The following is a 15938-nucleotide window of genomic DNA, read 5'->3' as shown; positions in this document are numbered from 1 at the left end:
CAATGGCAATAAGAGTACAGTGTTGTACCGTCATTGCATCATTTCGGCGAAAAAAATGACTCTATGAGAAAAATCTTTTGCTGAGGATCGGTGACGGCGCAGAAGGAAGTATCGGCTGCCATAGATCCTTGGTGTCCGGTCGCTCAAATAGAAAGCGGCAGGAGCCTCTTTGGCGTCCTGCCGCTTTGCTGACTTCCGGTGCGGTGGGGTGACTAGATGTCCCAGTTGTCGATCTTCATGGTCCCCTTCTTGGCCAGGTTCACCTGCATCTTGAAGACGCGGTCAAGAAGCTGCGGCTCGTGGCCGGCCTTCCGGCCCAGGCAGTCGTGCGCGGCGCGCTCGAAGTAGTCCGCCAAAAGCGGCCTGTAGTCGGGGTGCGCGCACTTCTGGATGATGAGCTTGGCGCGGCTTTTGGGATCGAGCCCGCGCAGGTCGGCGAGACCCTGCTCGGTGACCAGGACGTCGAGGTCGTGCTCGGTGTGGTCCACGTGCGGCACGTGCGGAACGACGCAGGTGATGCCGGTCGGGTCGGTCTTGGTCGGGCGCGCCGACGGTGTGTGCATGATGGAGAGGTAGGCGTTTCTCAGGAAGTCGCCGGAGCCGCCGATGCCGTTGATCATCCTCGTGCCGCCGACCAGGGTCGAGTTGGCGTGGGCGTAGATGTCGAACTCGACCGGGGTGTTCATGGCGATGCAGCCGAGACGGCGGATCGGCTCGGGGTGGTTGGCGATGGAGAGCGGGCGCATCATCACCTTGTTCGAGTACTTGTCCCAGTTGCCGTAGAAGCGCTTGAAGCCGTCCACCGAGAAGGAGAGCGACACGGTGGAGGCGAAGTCGAGCTTGCCGGAGTCGAAGAAGTCGAGCATGGTGTCCTGCAGCACCTCGGTCCAGACCTTCAACCCGGTGAAGGGGCCGTTGGCCAGGCCGCCGATGACGGCATTGGCGATGGAGCCGACGCCGGACTGCAGCGGCAGGAGGTTTTTCGGCAGGCGCCCCGCCTTCACCTCGGCGGAGAAGAAGTCGATGATGTGCGCGGCGATCGCTTCCGAGGTGTCGTCCTGTTCGCTGAAGGCGCGGCCGTTGTCCGGCTTGTCCGACTCGACGATGGCGACGATCTTGTCGTTGTCGACGCGGACGTAGGGGGAACCGGCGCGGTCGTCGACGCGGCAGATCAGGTAGGGGAGGCGGTTGGGCGGCGCGATCGGTTCCACGATGTCGTGCAGCCCCTCGAAGTTGGGGATCGAGGTGTTGATCTCGATGATGATCTTGTCGGCGATCTGGACGATCTCGGGGACGGCGCCGCAGGAGGCGGTGAGGACGAGGTCGCCGTTCTCGGTGATGGCGGAGCACTCGATGATGGCGAGGTCGAGACGGCCGCCGTTGTCCTTGGTGTAGAAGCCGTAGCCCAGGTCCTGGGCGAACATGGAGAGGTGCTTGTCACCCATGCGGATGCGCCCCTCGTTGATGCCGGCCTGGATGTTCTTGCCGGTCTGGTAGGGCCAGCGGCGGTCGATCATGTCAAGCGAGGCCCAGCGGTCCTCGGTCTCGACACCGACGGAGGCGCCGATGAAGAGGTTGAACCTCAGTTTCCCCTGCAGCTGGTTCTTCTCGACGTGGTCGGCGAGGGCGATGGGCACCGCCTTCGGGTAGCCGGCGGGGGTGAAGCCGGACCAGCCGAGGCTCATGCCGTTTTTGAACATGGGTATTACCTGGTCGACGGTGGTGATCCGGGAGTGAAGGCTGGACTTTCTGATCCTGTTGTGCAATTCAGACATTACTCTGCATCCTCCTTAGCTGATGTCATCCCGCTCTGCCGGCGGGAAGATTAACTGTCGTTATCGAACGATCGTTCGGGCGAATACAACATAACAGTACGCTGTTTTATTTGCAATATAGAATTGGTATTTGGCGGGCTTTTTTGCTAATGTTGGCGCGCGCGAATCACTTGGCCGGGGTAGGCAATGGAAAAATCTGAGTGCAACAAGAAGTTATTGGATGTGGCGACGCAGCTCTTCTCGGAGCGGGGTCTGCATGGGGTAAGTATCCGGGAACTTTCCCAGGCGGCGGGGGCCAGCATCTCGATGATCTCGTATCATTTCGGGGGGAAGGAGGGGCTTTACTCCGCGGTGCTGCAGCGGCAGTTCGCCTGCTTTGCCGAGATCCACGAAATTAGGGAGCGGGTCAGCGACCCGGTGGAGATGGTGGAGAGTTACCTGCGCTGGACCTTCCGCAGGCACCGGGACAACCCGTACCTGCTGCGCTTTTACACCAGCGAACTCACCAACCCCACCGCTTTTTTCAGCACGCTGGTGATGCCGGTGATCGACGAGGTGATCGTGATCATGGCCAAGGCGATCGAGGAGGGGCAACGGCAGGGGCGGTTCCGCGAGGATGTGGATCCTACCAACGCGGCGCTGGCGCTGGCGGGGATGGTGAACTACTTCTTCCTGAGCAGCCTGGCCACCGAGAACCTGATCAGCCATTCGCCGGAGCGGGACGAGGACCTGGTGCAGCAGTACCTGAAGATCTTCACTTCCGGGGTCGGTGCAAAGTAGGGGGGAGTTATCCTTCCAGGATGGCGCGGATCTTCAGGACTACTTCTTCGAGCACTTCCCTGCTTGCCCTGCCACCTTTCTCAACTCGTCTTACCTGCCAGTCCAACGACTTCACCTGGTCGGCCAATATCACGCCCCGGACAGTGGTAACCCCTGCAACTGCCACTTCGAAGGGGTAACCCTTTACCTGTGAAGTGATTGGGCAGCAGAGCATGAGGCTCGTTTTCTTGTTGTAGCTACGCGGCGACAGGACGAAAGCGGGGCGCCGGCCTGCATGCTCGTGCCCAGCCTGAGGGTCGAAATCTAGCCACACCACCTCTCCTCTGTCGGGAACGTAGCACACCGCGGTCATAGCAACTCCCTTCCGACAGGTTTGCCGCTAGCAACCTCTGCATGCAGGTTTTCCTCGTTGATTCCATCAAGGAGGGTGTCCAGTGAAAGGGCCTTGTTAAGGATCGGCTTGATGACGATGCACCCCTCCTGCCTGGTGATTTCTACCGGTGAATCCGCTTCAATACCGCACTCAGCCGCCATTGACTTTGGCAAGCGCACCGCTAAGCTGTTGCCCCATTTTTGAGCTTTTGCCACCATGTAGCTCTCCTTTGCCTTCTAATCCCACCAAAAGGGAGTTTAGCAAGGTATCTACAATGTATCAATAGGTTATCAGGTCACCGCTGCGCCGGGAGCTTGTGGCAGTCGACGGTGCAGCGGTCGCAGCCGCCGGGGCAGGGCTCGAGGTGCACCAGGATGTGGCTGTAGGGGAGCCGGCGCTCGATCTCGGCGGTGATCTCGTGGCTTAAGGCATGCGCCGCCTCCACGGTCATCTGCCTGGGAACCACGAGGTGCATGTCGACGTAGCGCAGATGCCCGGACTTGCGGGTGCGCAGCTTGTGGTACTCGATCAGGTGCTCGCGGTAGTCCTCCAGGACGTCGTGGATCACCGCCTCCTCTTCTTCCGGCAGTTTCACGTCGAGGATGTGGAAGAAGGCGCTCTTGGTCAGGTCCCAGGCCGCCTTGATGATCATGAGGGCGACCACGATGGCCACGATGGGATCGAGGATGGGGACGCCGGTGAACTTGATGGCGACCAGCCCGCCCAGAACGCCGGCCGAGGTGTAGACGTCGGTGCGCAGGTGCATGGCATCGGCTTCCAGCGCGACCGAGTCCGTGGCGGCGGCGACGTTCAGCAGGTGCCGGGAAACGAGGTAATTGGCGACCGCCGACACGGCCATGACCGCCGCGCCGAGACCGAGTCCCTCGATTTCCACCACTCCGGTCCGAAGCTTTTGCACGGCCTCCCAGATGATGTAGAAGGCGGCGCCGAAAATGAGCACGGCCTCGATGGTGCCGGCGACGTTCTCGATCTTGCCGTGTCCGTAGTGATGGTCCTCGTCGGCGGGCTTGCCGGATTCGCGCACGGAGTACCAGGCGATTCCCGCCGCCACGAGGTCGACGCCGGAATGCACCGCCTCGGAGAGCACCGATACCGAACCGGTGATCATGCCGACCGCGACCTTGGCGATGACCAGGGTCGTGTTGGACGCGACCGACAGCCGCGCCGCCCGCCTTTTCAAGGCATCGTGTTCTGCTGAAACCATTTCCCTTTCCCTTTGCAGCTGCGAATTTCGTGCGGCACTAAAAAAGGCCTCGGATTCCCGCGGCCTTTTATCTGTGCTTAGCACTGTCTCACCAACACGCTTCTATACAACTCCCCCCGTGCGATGTCAACCCTTGCCAAGGATCTGCTTGGCCCGATCGGCCTGGTTGGGGAAGAGGTCCTCAGGCACGGCATCCTTTCCCATTTCCCTGCGCACCGCGTAGCGCGCACATCCTTCGAAATTGTCGTTGCAGTACATCATCTTGAACACGTTGCTGGTGGACGGCATGTTGGCCATCTTGTCGTTGAAGAAAATACATCCGGACAAAAGCTCGCAATCAGGCATTACTTCTCCTCCTATCGTGGCTGACGGGTTCGGCTTGAACGGGAAGCCGTGTGCCAATGGCGCAGGGTGAAGCCGCACAAGACAGGTGGGAATATATATCGGCCCCGTTTTCGCTGCAATAGGATTTTAAGAGCGGCTCAGGTGTATTTGGGAACCCTGCGGGCGCTGATCAGGCTGGCGAGGGTGACTGAGCCAAGGATGAGCGCCCCGCCGACGAGGGTGTTGGCCGAGGGTGCTTCGCCGAGCACCAGGAAGACCCAGACCGGGTTGAAGACCGGCTCGATGACGGCCAAGAGGTTGGCGGTGACGGCCGAGATGCGTTTGATGCCGTAGGAAAAGAAGAAAGCGGCGAGGCCGATCTGCACCACCCCGAGGACCAGGATGCTGCCGACCGCCGTGGTGGTGAAAACGGGCAGGGGGAGGAAGGCGGCGACGCTCAAGGCGACCAGGGCGGCCACGGCGTGGGAGGCCATGAAGGAGTGCAGCGGGTCTCCCTCCTTCTGCATCCGGGTGAAGATGAACATGAGGGAGAAGGTGAAGGCCGAGGTGAGGGCCATGAGGTTGCCCAAAAGCTGCCCGGGGGAGAGACGGTCGAGAAACAGGATCACCATGCCGACGATGGTCATGAACAGGGCGATGACCTGCTCGCGGTACAGGTGCTCCTTTAGGAAGATGACGCTGAAAACGGCGGTGAAGACGGGCGCCAGGTACTGCAGCAGGATGGCGTTGGCCGCGGTGGTGGTCTTGTTGGCGGCGACGAAGAGGAGCATGGTCGCCGCGTTGGCGAGGGCGGCGCCAAGGAGCGCACCGGACCACTTGAGACGCACGGTGCCCACCAGGGCGAACAGGAACAGGAAGGCGATGAGGCTCCTCAGCCCGGCGATGAGAAAAGGGTTCCAGTCCAGGATCTTGATGAAGAGGCCGGCGAGGCTCCACAAAAAGCCGCAGATGACCATGGCCAGGGCGCCGGTGAGGGGGGGTGAAAAGCTGCTTCGCATGTCTTGACCTTGCCGCGGTTGAGGTGAGGCGACAGGTTAAGGTACTGGTGGGGGGATGTCAAAGGGTAAATAGGGTTGGCTGCTAATGAGAGCGGCGGCAGAAGGGGCATGCAGGCAACGAGCGAAATCCCGCATGCCCCTTTTGACATCCTTGCCGGCTCCGGGACGCAGTAAGAACTGCGGAGCCTGACGGAACCACTTCGTTACTTGGCAGGGTCCTTCGGCCTCTGGATGATGGCGCTCTTGTCGCCGTAGACCACGGTGCAGTCGGTGCTGAAGGGGAAGTACCAGGTGCCGGTCTGACCGATCAGTTCGACGTTGTTGATGCCACCCTTGCGGGCAGCCGTCAGGATGGAACCGTCGCCGAAGAGCGGGATGACATAGAAGATGTTGAAGGTGCAGGCCTCTCCTCGTTTCATCTGGTTCAAGTCGAGGAACTTGATGTTTTCGACTCCAACCGGAGTGTTGTCTGCATAACGCAGGGTTTTTGCGAGGTCGTGGGTAGGAAGACAGCCGCACAGACCAGCCAGTACCAGTACTACCGCCCCCAGCCTTTTCATAGCGCCTCCTTTTCCAGCTTGTTATGAGAGACAATACATTTTAAATAGTACTCCGCGCCAGACTGGTGACAATGATTATAATGTCTCAATGTATCCGGCGACAGACGATGCTGGGGGGGCGATTTATATTGGTCGCGCGGAGCAAAGCGGCTACAATCGCTGCCGTGCCGAGCGGCAGAATGCCGGCGGCGCCGTGGAGGCGGCAGATGCATAGAACAGTTACGATCGAGGCGGTGAACCAGTTCCGCAACACGGTCCTCGACCATTACCGCAGGGAGGGGCGGCGCCTCCCGTGGCGGGAGACCCGCGACCCGTACGCCATCCTGGTTTCCGAGATCATGCTGCAGCAGACCCAGGTGGACCGGGTGCGCGAGAAGTACCTCGAGTTCCTGGCGGTGTTCCCCACCTGGCGGGACCTGGCCGGGGCGGAACTGTCGCGCGTGCTGTCGCTTTGGCAGGGGCTTGGCTACAACCGGCGCGCGGTGTCGCTGCAACGGTGCGCCCGGGCGGTGCTGGAGCGCTTCGGGGGAACGCTGCCCTGCGAGGTGGGGGAACTGGAGTCGCTTCCCGGCATCGGCCCCTACACCGCACGCGCCGTCGCCGCATTCGCCTTCGGCGTCGCCACCCCCTTCATCGAGACCAACATCCGCTCCGTCTTCATCCACCACTTCTTCGCGGACCGGGAGTCGGTGCGCGATGCAGAGATCCTCCCCCTGGTCGAGCTCGCCCTGGACCGGGACAACCCGCGCGACTGGTACTACGCGCTGATGGATTACGGCGCCACGCTCAAGCGCGGCATGGCGAACCCGAGCCGCAAGAGCGCCCACCACGCGCGCCAGTCGCCGTTTCGGGGCTCCAACCGCGAGCAGCGCGGCATGATCCTGAGAGCCATACTGGCCGAGCCGGGGGTGGCCCTGAGTCGGCTCGAGGCGAGGGTCGCCCTGGAGGCGGCGTCGCTTGCGCGCAACCTCGAACAGCTCGAACGGGAGGGATTCATCCGCAAGGACAGTGGCAGATTCTGGATCCGCTGACCAAGGAAGCGCTTTGGCGCTGACGAGAGCGAAGCGTGCCGGTTGCAAAAGAGTCCCCCAAAGGTAGACTACTCTTTGCCGCGGATGCTCCTAAACGGTTCAATGACTACGAAAACTCCCGTTTTGTCCTCGTCGCTACACTTTAAAAAATCGCATTGCCAGTCACACCCGCCTCATGATCAGCTCCAGGGTGTGCACTGAAGGAGGAACGTTTGGACGAAGCGCCGACAAGGAAGGTCAAGGTTGTGTTGGCACTTCTCCTCCCATTCCTGGCTTGCGCGCTCCAGTTGCTGCTCTGGGATTACCTGCAACCCTTCGCCTACCTGCTCTTCTACCCCGCCGTCTATCTCAGCTCCCGCCTGGGGGGGAAACGCGCCGCCGTCGCCGCCACCGTCATCTCAGCGCTCCTCATCGTCTATGTTTTCATGCCGCCGCCGTTCTCGCTGTCGCTGTACCGGTGGAGTCACCTTGTCTCGGTCCTCGTCTTCGTCATCATGGGGCTCCTGTTCGGCTACTCGCAAAAACGCCTGCAGATGGCGCTGAACGGAGAGACGGACGCCCGCGCCGAGGCGATAAGCTCCGGGGCGGAACTGCGCGAGGCGCGCATCGAGCTCCTGGAGCTGGAGCGGCGCATGGCCCAGGAACGGCTCAGGGAGACTGAGGAAGAGTTCCGCATCATGTTCATGGAGTCGAGCGTCGGCGAGGCGCGCCTTGACCCTGCCAGCGGCCGGTTCCTCAAGGTCAACCCCGCCTTCTGCCGCATGACCGGCTATGCGGAGGCCGAACTGCTGGAGATGGACCTGGTCGCCGTGACCCACCCGGAGGACCGGGACGCGTGCCGGGAGAGCCTCGGGAGCCTTGGAGGGGACGGCCGCAAGGCGGTGCAGGCGGAACTCGGCCTGCGGCGGCGCGACGGCGCGTCGATCTACTGCCAGGCCACGCTCAACCTTCTGCCCGGCGCCGGTGGGGGGACGAAGTCGATCCTCGCGGTGCTCCAGGACGTATCCGCCCGGCGCCAGGCGGAAGAGGCCCTGCTGAAGTCGGAGGAGAAATTCTCCCGCGCCTTTTCCGGTAACCCGGCCGCCATCGCCCTGACCCGCTTGGAGGACGGCGTCTTCCTCGAGGTGAACGAGACCTGGGAGGCCTTGACCGGCTACAGCAGGGATGAGGCGATCGGCAGGTCGGGGCGCCACCTCTGGCCCGATCCGGAAGCGGTGCAGCGCTTCCTGGCGCAGCTGCACGATACCGGCACCCTGCGGGGGTGGGAACAGGATTTCTATCGCAAGAACGGTGAGAGGTTCATCGCCCAGCTCTCGTCGCAGCTGCTGGCGGTGGGCGGGGAGCAGGTCATCCTGTCGACGCTGGTGGACATCACCCAGTTGAAGCAGACGGAGGCGGCGCTCAGGGACAGTGAAAACCGGTTCAGGACCATCTTCGATCACGCGCCGGTGGCGATCGGCATCGGCGCGGTCGACGACGGCGGGCTCATGGACGTGAACCCGGCCTGGCTGCGCCTTTTGGGCTTCCAGCGCGAGGAGGTGCTCGGCCGGAGGGCGCAGGAGCTCGGCATCTACCTCGACGACAGGACCCGCGACGAGATCGTCGCGGCCATCAGGCAGGGGAACGGCTTCAGCCAGGAACTGCAACTGAAACGCAAGTCGGGTGAGGTGATCGACGTCCTGTACGCCGCCGACGTCGTGGTCCTCGAGGGGACCCCGTGCCTGTTGGTCATGCTGAGCGACGTCACGGTCCAGAAACAGGCGGAGCGGGCGCTGCAAAAAAGCAAGCAGGACTACCAGCAGCTCTTTCAGAACATGCTGGAGGGGTTCGCCTCCTGCCGCCTGGTCCGGGACGCCGCCGGAGCGGTGGAGGATTTCGTCTTCCTGAACGTGAACCGCGCCCTGCTGCAGCTGAGCGGACTCGAGGACCTGGCCGGCAGGCGGGCTTCGCAGGTGATCCCCCGGGTGAGCGAGACCAATGCCGACGTCCTCGCCGCCTGCGGACGGGTGGCGGACACGGGATTTCCTGAGCACCTGGAGAGCTTCATCGCACCGCTGGAGCAGTGGTGGGCGGTATCGCTGTACAGCGTGGAGCGGGGTTATTTCGTCGCCCTGTGCGACAACATCACGGCGCGAAAACGCGAGGAGATGCGCCGCAACGCGACGGTGGAGTTGTTGCGCATCTGCAACGAGGCCCGTGACCTGGACGAGCTGATGTCGCGCACCGCGCGGTTTTTCCGTGACCTGACCGGGTGCCGGGGCATCGGCATCCGCCTGCGCTCGGGCGACGGCTACCCCTACTGCCAGACCATCGGCCTCCCCGAGGAGTTCGTGCGCGCGAGCGACAGCCTGTGCGACCGGGTCTCCCACGGGGTACCGCTCCCCGACGCGGTGGGGGGGGCGTCCCTTGGGTGCCTGTGCGCCGACGTGATCTCCGGGAACCCCGGGGGGGCGGGGAAGGGGACGGGGCGCGGCAGCTACTGGACCTCGACCGGGACAGCGTCCGGGGAGGGGGGAGCCGCCATGCGCTGCCGCGCCGAGGTGTTCCAGTCGCTGGCCCTGATCCCGCTGCGGTCCCACGGCGAGATGATCGGCCTGTTCCAGTTCTGCGACCCGGCGCCGGGGCTCATGTCCGCGGAGAAGGTCACCCTCTACGAGGACCTGGTCGACTACATCGCCATCTCCTTCTCCAAGTTGAGGGCGGACCAGGCCCTGATCGAGGCGAGCCAGTACAACCAGCAGATCATAGCGGGGGCGCAGGAAGGGATCATCGTCTACGACCGCGAGCTGCGCTGCCAGGTCTGGAACCCGTACATGGAGCAGCTCACCGGCATCGGTGCCAAGGAGATGCTGGGAAGGCGGACGCAGGAGGTGATCCCGTCCTTCCAGGAGAGCGGCGTGATGGCGCTGCTCGCCAAGTCGCTGGAGGGGGAGGAATCAACTCCCGTCGACTTCCGCTTCTCCGTGGAACGGACCGGGCGCTCCGGCTGGGTGACCGACACGCGCGCGCCGCTCAAGGACGTGCGGGGGGAGATCATCGGCGTCATCACCACGGTGCGTGACATCACCGCGGAGCGCCGCCTGGAAGAGCAGCTCCGCCAGGCCCAGAAGATGGAGGCGGTGGGGCTCCTGGCGGGCGGGGTGGCGCACGATTTCAACAACGTGCTGCAGGTGATCATGGGGTACTGCTCGCTGCTCGCCGCCGATCCCAAGCTGGACGACCCGCAAAAAGGGGAGGTGGAGCAGATCCTGGTCTCGGCCGAGCGGGCGGCGCAGCTCACCAAGGGGCTCTTGGCCTTCAGCCGCAAGCAGGTCATGGAGCCCAGGCGGGTCAACCTGTGCGACATCGTGCTGCACGTGCAGAAGTTCCTGGTGCGCATCATCGGGGAGGACATCACCCTCAAGGTGGCGCCCTCCCCGAGGCGGGACCTGCCGGTGGTCGCGGACAGTGGCCACATCGAGCAGGTGCTCATCAACCTCGCCACCAACGCTCGCGACGCGATGGCCAAGGGAGGCGTGCTGAGCGTCGGGACTGAGCTGGTGGAGATCGAGGAACCGACCGAGACCGAGTTCGGGCACAGCGAGCCGGGTCCCTACGCCTGCGTCGTCATGAGCGATACCGGCAGCGGCATGGACGAGGAGACCCGGACCAGGATCTTCGAACCTTTCTTCACCACCAAGGAAGTCGGCAAGGGGACCGGGCTGGGGATGGCCATCGTCTACGGCATCGTGAAGCAGCACGGCGGATTCATCAACGTCTACAGCGAGCCGGGGCGGGGCACGACCTTCAGGGTTTTCCTGCCGCTGGCAAAGGTCGCCGACGCCGAGGCGACGGGGCCGACGGAGCTGCCGCCGCCACGCGGGGGGACCGAAACCCTGCTGCTGGCCGAGGACGACGCCGAGGTGCGCAGGCTGCTGGTGAACATCCTCACCAGGTTCGGCTACCGGGTCATCGAGGCCGCGGACGGCCAGCAGGCGGTGGAGCTTTTCGCCGCGCACCAGGAGAGCATCGCCCTGGTGGTGATGGACCTGATCATGCCCAGGAAGAACGGCATGGAGGCGGGGGTGGAGATCGTGCAGATGAAGCCGGGGACCAGGATCCTCTATTCCAGCGGTTACACCTCCGATTTCATGGAGCAGCGCGGGATCCTGGACCAGGGGATCCAGCTGATCATGAAGCCGGTGCAGCCGGTGCAGCTTTTGCGCAAGGTGCGCGAGATGCTGGACGGGTGAAGGGGAAGCGCGTAGACGAGGGTCGAAAAGACCTATTGAGGAAAGTCATACGAGGTTTTATATTTATCTGACCTGACGGCGCCGGGAAGGCGCGCCAGACAACGACGGTTTTGCAGGAGGTCCCCATGACTAAGACGGTATTTGGATTAGCACTCCTTTGCACCATTTCCCTGGCGCAGGTGGCCGCGGCCGCTCCCGACGGGGGGGCTCCCATCTACGGCGCGGGCGCCGAGCGGGCCATCCCGGGACGGTACATCGTCGTCTTCCGTCCCGGCAGCGCGGGACACGAGGTGAGCGCCGCGGCGCAGGCGGCGGGGCGGCAGGGAGGGAAGGTGCACTACGTCTACACCGACGCGCTGCAGGGGTTCGCGGCGACGCTCCCCGACCAGGCGCTGCAGGGGCTGCGCCATAACCCCAACGTGGAATACATCGAGCAGGACCAGGCGGTCTCCATCGGCATCGAGGTCTCCCAGAGCGTCTCGACCTGGAACCTGGACCGGATCGACCAGCGCGCCCTTCCCTTGGATGGGTTTTTCAACTATGTCGACAGCGGCGTCGGCGTGACCGCCTACGTCATCGACACCGGCATCCGCACCACCCACACCGAGTTCGGCGGTCGTGCCTCGATAGGCTACGACGCTCTGGGGGGGAACGGCCAGGACTGCAACGGGCATGGCACCCACGTCTCGGGCACCATCGGCGGCTCTCACTACGGCGTCGCCAAGGACGTGACCCTGGTCGGCGTGCGGGTGCTGGACTGCTCCGGTTCCGGTACCGTCTCCGGCGTCGCTGCCGGCGTGGATTGGGTGACCGCGAACAAGAAGCTTCCCGCCGTGGCCAACATGAGCCTCGGTGGGGGCGCCTCCACCGCGCTCGACAACGCGGTGGCCAACTCGATCAGCAGCGGGGTGACCTACGCCATCGCCGCCGGCAACAGCAAGCAGGACGCCTGCCGTTACTCGCCGGCGCGGGTCCCCGCCGCCCTCACCGTGGGTGCCACCACCTCCACCGACGCGCGCGCCTCCTACTCCAACTACGGCGCCTGCCTCGACCTCTTCGCCCCGGGCTCCAACGTCACCTCCTCCTGGTACAGCAGCGACACGGCAACCGCCACCCTGAGCGGCACCTCCATGGCCACCCCCAACGTGACCGGCGTCGCCGCGCAGTACCTGCAGCTGAACCCGACCGCCACCCCTGCCGGGGTCGCCGCCGCCCTGACCGGCAACGCGACCACGGGCGTCGTGGGGAACGCGGGCAAGAAATCCCCCAACCTCCTTTTGTTCACCAACTACTAGGCGCCGCGCTTCCCGCGGTGGAAAAAACAGGGCCGGCCGCGACACCGTTCGCGGCCGGCTTTTTTTTTCGTCCGCCGCCTCCCTTGAAACCGCGCCAAGCGGCGGTGGGGGAAGGCGCGGCGGCCTCGTGTCGCCGGGGCGGTGAAAACCGGCTTGACGTGCCGCGCGATAAAGTTGTATGGTGCAACCATATGGACGCCATGACCGAATACAAACTCGACAAGTCGCTGGGACACCTCGCCTCCCGGTTCTCCCGGATGGTGCTCAGACGCTTCAACGCGGTGCTGCAGCAAAACGCCATGCCCATCACCTCGGAGCAGTACTCGCTCCTGGTGCAGCTTTGGGACAGCAACGGCCTGCCCCAGGGGATGCTGGCGGAGAAGACCGCCAAGGACAAGACCACCATGGCGCGGCTCGCGGCCGGCCTCGAGGAGCGCGGGCTGATCGTCAGGCTCCCCAGCCCAAGCGATGCGCGGGAGCGGCTCCTGTACCTGACCGACCGGGGCAAGGAGCTGATTGACCGGGCCACCGCCCTGGCGCGGGGGATCCTGGAAGAGGCGCAGCGGGGGATCGACGCGGCGGAACTCGAGAGCTGCCGCGATGTCCTGCGCCGCGCCTGCGCCAACCTGTCGAAGTAGTTTTTTTGCCCGGATAGTTGTATCTGGCAACTTTCCGGCGGTAGCGAGGTTTTTCAAGCATGAGTTTCGCCAAAGCCGCAACGAGCATTCACCCCACCGACATGAGCCGGCGTCAGCTGACCGTTTTCGTCCTGATCCTGGGCGCGTTGACCGCGTTCAGCGCCATGTCCATCGACATGTACCTCCCGGCCTTCCCGCAGATGGCCCGGGACCTCAAGGTGCCGCTCAGCACGGTGCAGCTCTCGGTATCCGCCTTCCTGTTCGGATCGGCGGCGGGGCAGCTTTTCTACGGGCCGCTGGCGGACCGCTGGGGGAGACGCCGGCCGCTGCTTTTGGGGCTCTCCCTCTACGTCGCCTCGACCATCGGCTGCGCCATGGTGCACACCGGGAGCGGGCTATTGGCCTGGCGGGTGGTGATGGCGCTGGGCGGGGGAGCGGGCATGGTCATCTCCCGCGCGGTGGTGCGGGACCTCTACGACACCGCCGAGGCGGCCAGGATGTTCTCGCTGCTCATGCTGGTCATGGGGCTGGCACCGATCCTGGCGCCGGTGGCGGGGGGGCAGCTGCTGCTGGTCAGCGGCTGGAGGGGGATCTTCATCTTTCTCGGCGTCTTCGGCCTGGCTTCGCTGCTCGCGGCGGCGCTGGCGCTCCCCGAGTCGCTCCCGGCGGAGCGGCGCATCCGGCGCAGCGCGACGGACATGGGAAAGGTGTACTGGCACCTGCTGAAAAACCGTCACTACCTGCGCTACGCCCTGGCACTCGGGTGCGTGGCCGGCGTCAACTTCTCCTACATCTCGGGCGCTCCCTTCGTCTTCATCGAGCTGCACGGCCTCTCGCCCCAGTTCTTCGGCGTCTTCTTCGGGGTGAACGCCTGCGGGCTGATCGGCGCCTCGCAGCTGAACCGGCGCCTGTTGCGCCGCTTCTCCCCGGGTGCCATCGCCCGCAGCGCCTTCCTGGTGGCCGGCGTGGCCGGTATCCTGCTCATCGCCGCGACCGCGACCGGCTTCGGCGGCTTTCCGCTGCAGATGCTCTTCATCTTCGTCTGCCTCTGCATGACCGGGCTGCTCTACCCCAACATCACCGCGCTGGCCCTGGCCCCCTTCGACAAGGCGGCCGGGAGCGCGTCGGCGCTCCTGGGGACCATCCAGTACCTTCTGGGGGCCTCGGGGGGCGCGCTGGTCGGCGCCTTCCACAACGGGACTGCGCTCCCCATGACCGGTACCATGGCGCTGTGCGGCACGCTCGGCTTTCTCGCGGTACTCGGGGCGGGAGCGGGCAAGGGGCAGCAGCAGGGTTGACCGGGCTCCTGGTTCGACGGTCCGGGGGTGCGCCGGGAACGGGCCCGGGCGGGCTTGAGGAATCGTACGCGCGGCCGTGACGGACGGAGCTAGCTGGGCTTGAACTCCTCGGTGGGGCAGCAGTAGTAGTCCCTGCTGCACCAGATCATGACCTTGGTGCCGGGGGTGGGCGGGGTGGCGCTGTCGATGGCGAACTGGTGGTTGTCGCAAAAGAGGGTGCCGTCCTGGCGCACCTCGGCGAGGTAACGGCCGTAAAAATGCGGGGTGAGCGCCGGCGGGTAGATTTCACGCAAATCGATGAGGCGGTAGATGTGCATCAAGGACTCCAGGTGATCGTGCTTCTGTATCACCTCATCGGCAAACTTCGGAAATTAATTACGCCGCCGATACAAAAGAAGGGCCTCCACCAATGGGAGGCCCTTCCTCGTTACGGGCGTGCCGGGTTGTATCGAGGGCAAAGCGGTGACAGCCTGGTCAGGAGTGGGCGCCGTTTTGCTGGCTTTTCGCCACGAGGTAGTAGACGATGCCGAGGATGAGGAGCGTGCCGGCCAGAAAGGCCTGGGTCTCCAGGGCGTCGTGGCGCAGGGTGGAGATGAGGATCTCGCGGATCAGTGCCACGATGATCACGCCGATGAAGATGAGGATGTTGAACTTGCCCCCTTTGAGTGTCTTGATCTCGTTGTCCATGAGCTCGATCATCATCCACAGGATCAGGAGGGAGCCGAGGGCGGAGAGGATCCCCTTCTCGAAGTCGCCCTGGAAGATGTGGACCAGGTCCCAGAAAAAGAGGGTCACCACGGAGAGCGACACGCCGGTGAGGGCGATCACCAGGACCAGGTTGAGGCCGTAGGTGAAGCGCTCGGCGGCGTGGATCAGCTTGGACTCGATCTTGTGCGAGACGAAGACCTTGCGCAGCTCCTCCTCCTGGTAGGAGGTGCTCATGATGTCCAGGTTGATGTCGAGGATCTTCTCCACGGCGATCCGGTACTTGCGGCGCACCGAGATGTCGGGGAAGTTGGCCTGCAGCATCTCGATCAGGAAGCGGCGCACCACGTTCATCGCGGCGTTCACGTAGTGGGCGCTCACCTTGATGCGGACGTGCGCCTGCCCGATGGACTGCAGGGTGAGCATGTACTCGTTGTCGTAGCGCCCGCAGAAGAGGGTGAGGAACCACTCGGTGTGGGTCCGCTTCAGGCGCGCCAGGTCCTTGGGGTCGCGCAGGAACACGGCAGTCTCGGGAATCTTCAGAAGGTAGGTATAAAACTCCTCGACCATCGCCTCGCTGTTGTTTTGGGCGAGGGGATAGAGTTCTTTGAGCAGTTCGGCATCTGTCTCGGTGAAGTAATAGTGATTCTTTATTTCCTGCATGGTAAGCATTTCGTTCATCT

Annotated in this window: 15 protein-coding genes; 6 read left to right on the top strand and 9 right to left on the bottom strand. The window is 63.9% G+C overall.

Going from position 1 to position 15938, the window contains the following annotated elements; genetic code table 11:
- Nucleotides 1-212 precede the first annotated feature (212 nt).
- The gene (locus KOL99_RS01810; RefSeq protein WP_216508790.1) at nt 213-1775 is read right to left on the bottom strand and encodes an acetyl-CoA hydrolase/transferase C-terminal domain-containing protein; all 1563 of its coding nucleotides are present in this window, start codon (nt 1773-1775) and stop codon (nt 213-215) included.
- A gap of 186 nt (nt 1776-1961) precedes the next feature.
- Between KOL99_RS01810 and KOL99_RS01805 the strand changes: the two genes are divergently transcribed.
- Entirely contained in the window at nt 1962-2555 is a 594-nt protein-coding gene (locus tag KOL99_RS01805) for a TetR/AcrR family transcriptional regulator (RefSeq protein ID WP_216508789.1), read from the top strand.
- Nucleotides 2556-2562: 7 nt separating this feature from the next.
- Here KOL99_RS01805 and mazF read toward each other — a convergent pair whose 3' ends face one another.
- The 6 genes from mazF to KOL99_RS01775 form a co-directional block, all read right to left on the bottom strand.
- Entirely contained in the window at nt 2563-2907 is a 345-nt protein-coding gene (gene mazF, locus KOL99_RS01800) for an endoribonuclease MazF (RefSeq protein ID WP_216508788.1), read from the bottom strand.
- Entirely contained in the window at nt 2904-3146 is a 243-nt protein-coding gene (locus KOL99_RS01795) for an AbrB/MazE/SpoVT family DNA-binding domain-containing protein (protein WP_216508787.1), read from the bottom strand. Before KOL99_RS01795 ends, mazF begins: the two co-directional genes overlap by 4 nt.
- A gap of 77 nt (nt 3147-3223) precedes the next feature.
- On the bottom strand, nt 3224-4153 hold the full coding sequence (locus KOL99_RS01790) for a cation diffusion facilitator family transporter (protein WP_216508786.1): 930 nt from the start codon (nt 4151-4153) through the stop codon (nt 3224-3226).
- A gap of 126 nt (nt 4154-4279) precedes the next feature.
- Nucleotides 4280-4498 carry a hypothetical protein gene (locus KOL99_RS01785; protein ID WP_216508785.1) on the bottom strand — a complete coding sequence of 73 codons (219 nt, stop codon included), beginning with the start codon at nt 4496-4498 and terminating at the stop codon, nt 4280-4282.
- A gap of 137 nt (nt 4499-4635) precedes the next feature.
- Entirely contained in the window at nt 4636-5496 is an 861-nt protein-coding gene (locus KOL99_RS01780; RefSeq protein WP_216508784.1) for a DMT family transporter, read from the bottom strand.
- A gap of 203 nt (nt 5497-5699) precedes the next feature.
- Nucleotides 5700-6056 (bottom strand): TRL-like family protein, encoded by a 357-nt coding sequence (locus KOL99_RS01775; protein ID WP_216508783.1) that lies wholly within the window; start codon nt 6054-6056, stop codon nt 5700-5702.
- 206 nt (nt 6057-6262) lie between these two features.
- Here KOL99_RS01775 and KOL99_RS01770 point away from each other — a divergent pair, with 206 nt between their 5' ends.
- From KOL99_RS01770 to KOL99_RS01750, 5 genes are all read left to right on the top strand, one after another.
- Nucleotides 6263-7087, top strand: a complete 825-nt coding sequence (locus tag KOL99_RS01770) for an HhH-GPD family protein (RefSeq protein ID WP_236025737.1) — start codon at nt 6263-6265, stop codon at nt 7085-7087.
- A 212-nt stretch (nt 7088-7299) separates the two neighbouring features.
- Nucleotides 7300-11319: a PAS domain S-box protein gene (locus KOL99_RS01765; protein WP_216508781.1), complete on the top strand. Its 4020-nt coding sequence runs from the start codon at nt 7300-7302 to the stop codon at nt 11317-11319.
- Nucleotides 11320-11444: 125 nt separating this feature from the next.
- Nucleotides 11445-12614 carry a S8 family peptidase gene (locus KOL99_RS01760; protein ID WP_216508780.1) on the top strand — a complete coding sequence of 390 codons (1170 nt, stop codon included), beginning with the start codon at nt 11445-11447 and terminating at the stop codon, nt 12612-12614.
- 200 nt (nt 12615-12814) lie between these two features.
- A complete protein-coding gene (locus tag KOL99_RS01755) occupies nt 12815-13252 on the top strand; it encodes a MarR family winged helix-turn-helix transcriptional regulator (RefSeq protein WP_216508779.1) in 438 nt (145 codons plus the stop codon).
- Nucleotides 13253-13311: 59 nt separating this feature from the next.
- Nucleotides 13312-14550 carry a multidrug effflux MFS transporter gene (locus KOL99_RS01750; protein ID WP_216508778.1) on the top strand — a complete coding sequence of 413 codons (1239 nt, stop codon included), beginning with the start codon at nt 13312-13314 and terminating at the stop codon, nt 14548-14550.
- Nucleotides 14551-14639: 89 nt separating this feature from the next.
- Here KOL99_RS01750 and KOL99_RS01745 read toward each other — a convergent pair whose 3' ends face one another.
- Nucleotides 14640-14867: a hypothetical protein gene (locus tag KOL99_RS01745; RefSeq protein ID WP_216508777.1), complete on the bottom strand. Its 228-nt coding sequence runs from the start codon at nt 14865-14867 to the stop codon at nt 14640-14642.
- 157 nt (nt 14868-15024) lie between these two features.
- Complete coding sequence (locus KOL99_RS01740) at nt 15025-15927, bottom strand: protoglobin domain-containing protein (RefSeq protein ID WP_216508776.1); 903 nt, start codon at nt 15925-15927, stop codon at nt 15025-15027.
- Between the last annotated feature and the right edge of the window lie 11 nt (nt 15928-15938).

The organism is Geomonas azotofigens, from assembly GCF_018919395.1.
In the GTDB taxonomy this organism is placed as follows: Bacteria; Desulfobacterota; Desulfuromonadia; order Geobacterales; family Geobacteraceae; genus Geomonas; species Geomonas azotofigens.
This window is presented reverse-complemented; position numbering and strand designations above follow the sequence as displayed.

What these genes read in the sequence shown, in the direction of transcription:
- KOL99_RS01810 (WP_216508790.1), bottom strand. Translation starts at nt 1,775, where the DNA reads ATGTCTGAATTGCACAACAGGATCAGAAAGTCCAGCCTTCACTCCCGG.
- KOL99_RS01805 (WP_216508789.1), top strand. Translation starts at nt 1,962, where the DNA reads ATGGAAAAATCTGAGTGCAACAAGAAGTTATTGGATGTGGCGACGCAG.
- mazF (WP_216508788.1), bottom strand. Translation starts at nt 2,907, where the DNA reads ATGACCGCGGTGTGCTACGTTCCCGACAGAGGAGAGGTGGTGTGGCTA.
- KOL99_RS01795 (WP_216508787.1), bottom strand. Translation starts at nt 3,146, where the DNA reads ATGGTGGCAAAAGCTCAAAAATGGGGCAACAGCTTAGCGGTGCGCTTG.
- KOL99_RS01790 (WP_216508786.1), bottom strand. Translation starts at nt 4,153, where the DNA reads ATGGTTTCAGCAGAACACGATGCCTTGAAAAGGCGGGCGGCGCGGCTG.
- KOL99_RS01785 (WP_216508785.1), bottom strand. Translation starts at nt 4,498, where the DNA reads ATGCCTGATTGCGAGCTTTTGTCCGGATGTATTTTCTTCAACGACAAG.
- KOL99_RS01780 (WP_216508784.1), bottom strand. Translation starts at nt 5,496, where the DNA reads ATGCGAAGCAGCTTTTCACCCCCCCTCACCGGCGCCCTGGCCATGGTC.
- KOL99_RS01775 (WP_216508783.1), bottom strand. Translation starts at nt 6,056, where the DNA reads ATGAAAAGGCTGGGGGCGGTAGTACTGGTACTGGCTGGTCTGTGCGGC.
- KOL99_RS01770 (WP_236025737.1), top strand. Translation starts at nt 6,263, where the DNA reads ATGCATAGAACAGTTACGATCGAGGCGGTGAACCAGTTCCGCAACACG.
- KOL99_RS01760 (WP_216508780.1), top strand. Translation starts at nt 11,445, where the DNA reads ATGACTAAGACGGTATTTGGATTAGCACTCCTTTGCACCATTTCCCTG.
- KOL99_RS01755 (WP_216508779.1), top strand. Translation starts at nt 12,815, where the DNA reads ATGACCGAATACAAACTCGACAAGTCGCTGGGACACCTCGCCTCCCGG.
- KOL99_RS01750 (WP_216508778.1), top strand. Translation starts at nt 13,312, where the DNA reads ATGAGTTTCGCCAAAGCCGCAACGAGCATTCACCCCACCGACATGAGC.
- KOL99_RS01745 (WP_216508777.1), bottom strand. Translation starts at nt 14,867, where the DNA reads ATGCACATCTACCGCCTCATCGATTTGCGTGAAATCTACCCGCCGGCG.
- KOL99_RS01740 (WP_216508776.1), bottom strand. Translation starts at nt 15,927, where the DNA reads ATGCTTACCATGCAGGAAATAAAGAATCACTATTACTTCACCGAGACA.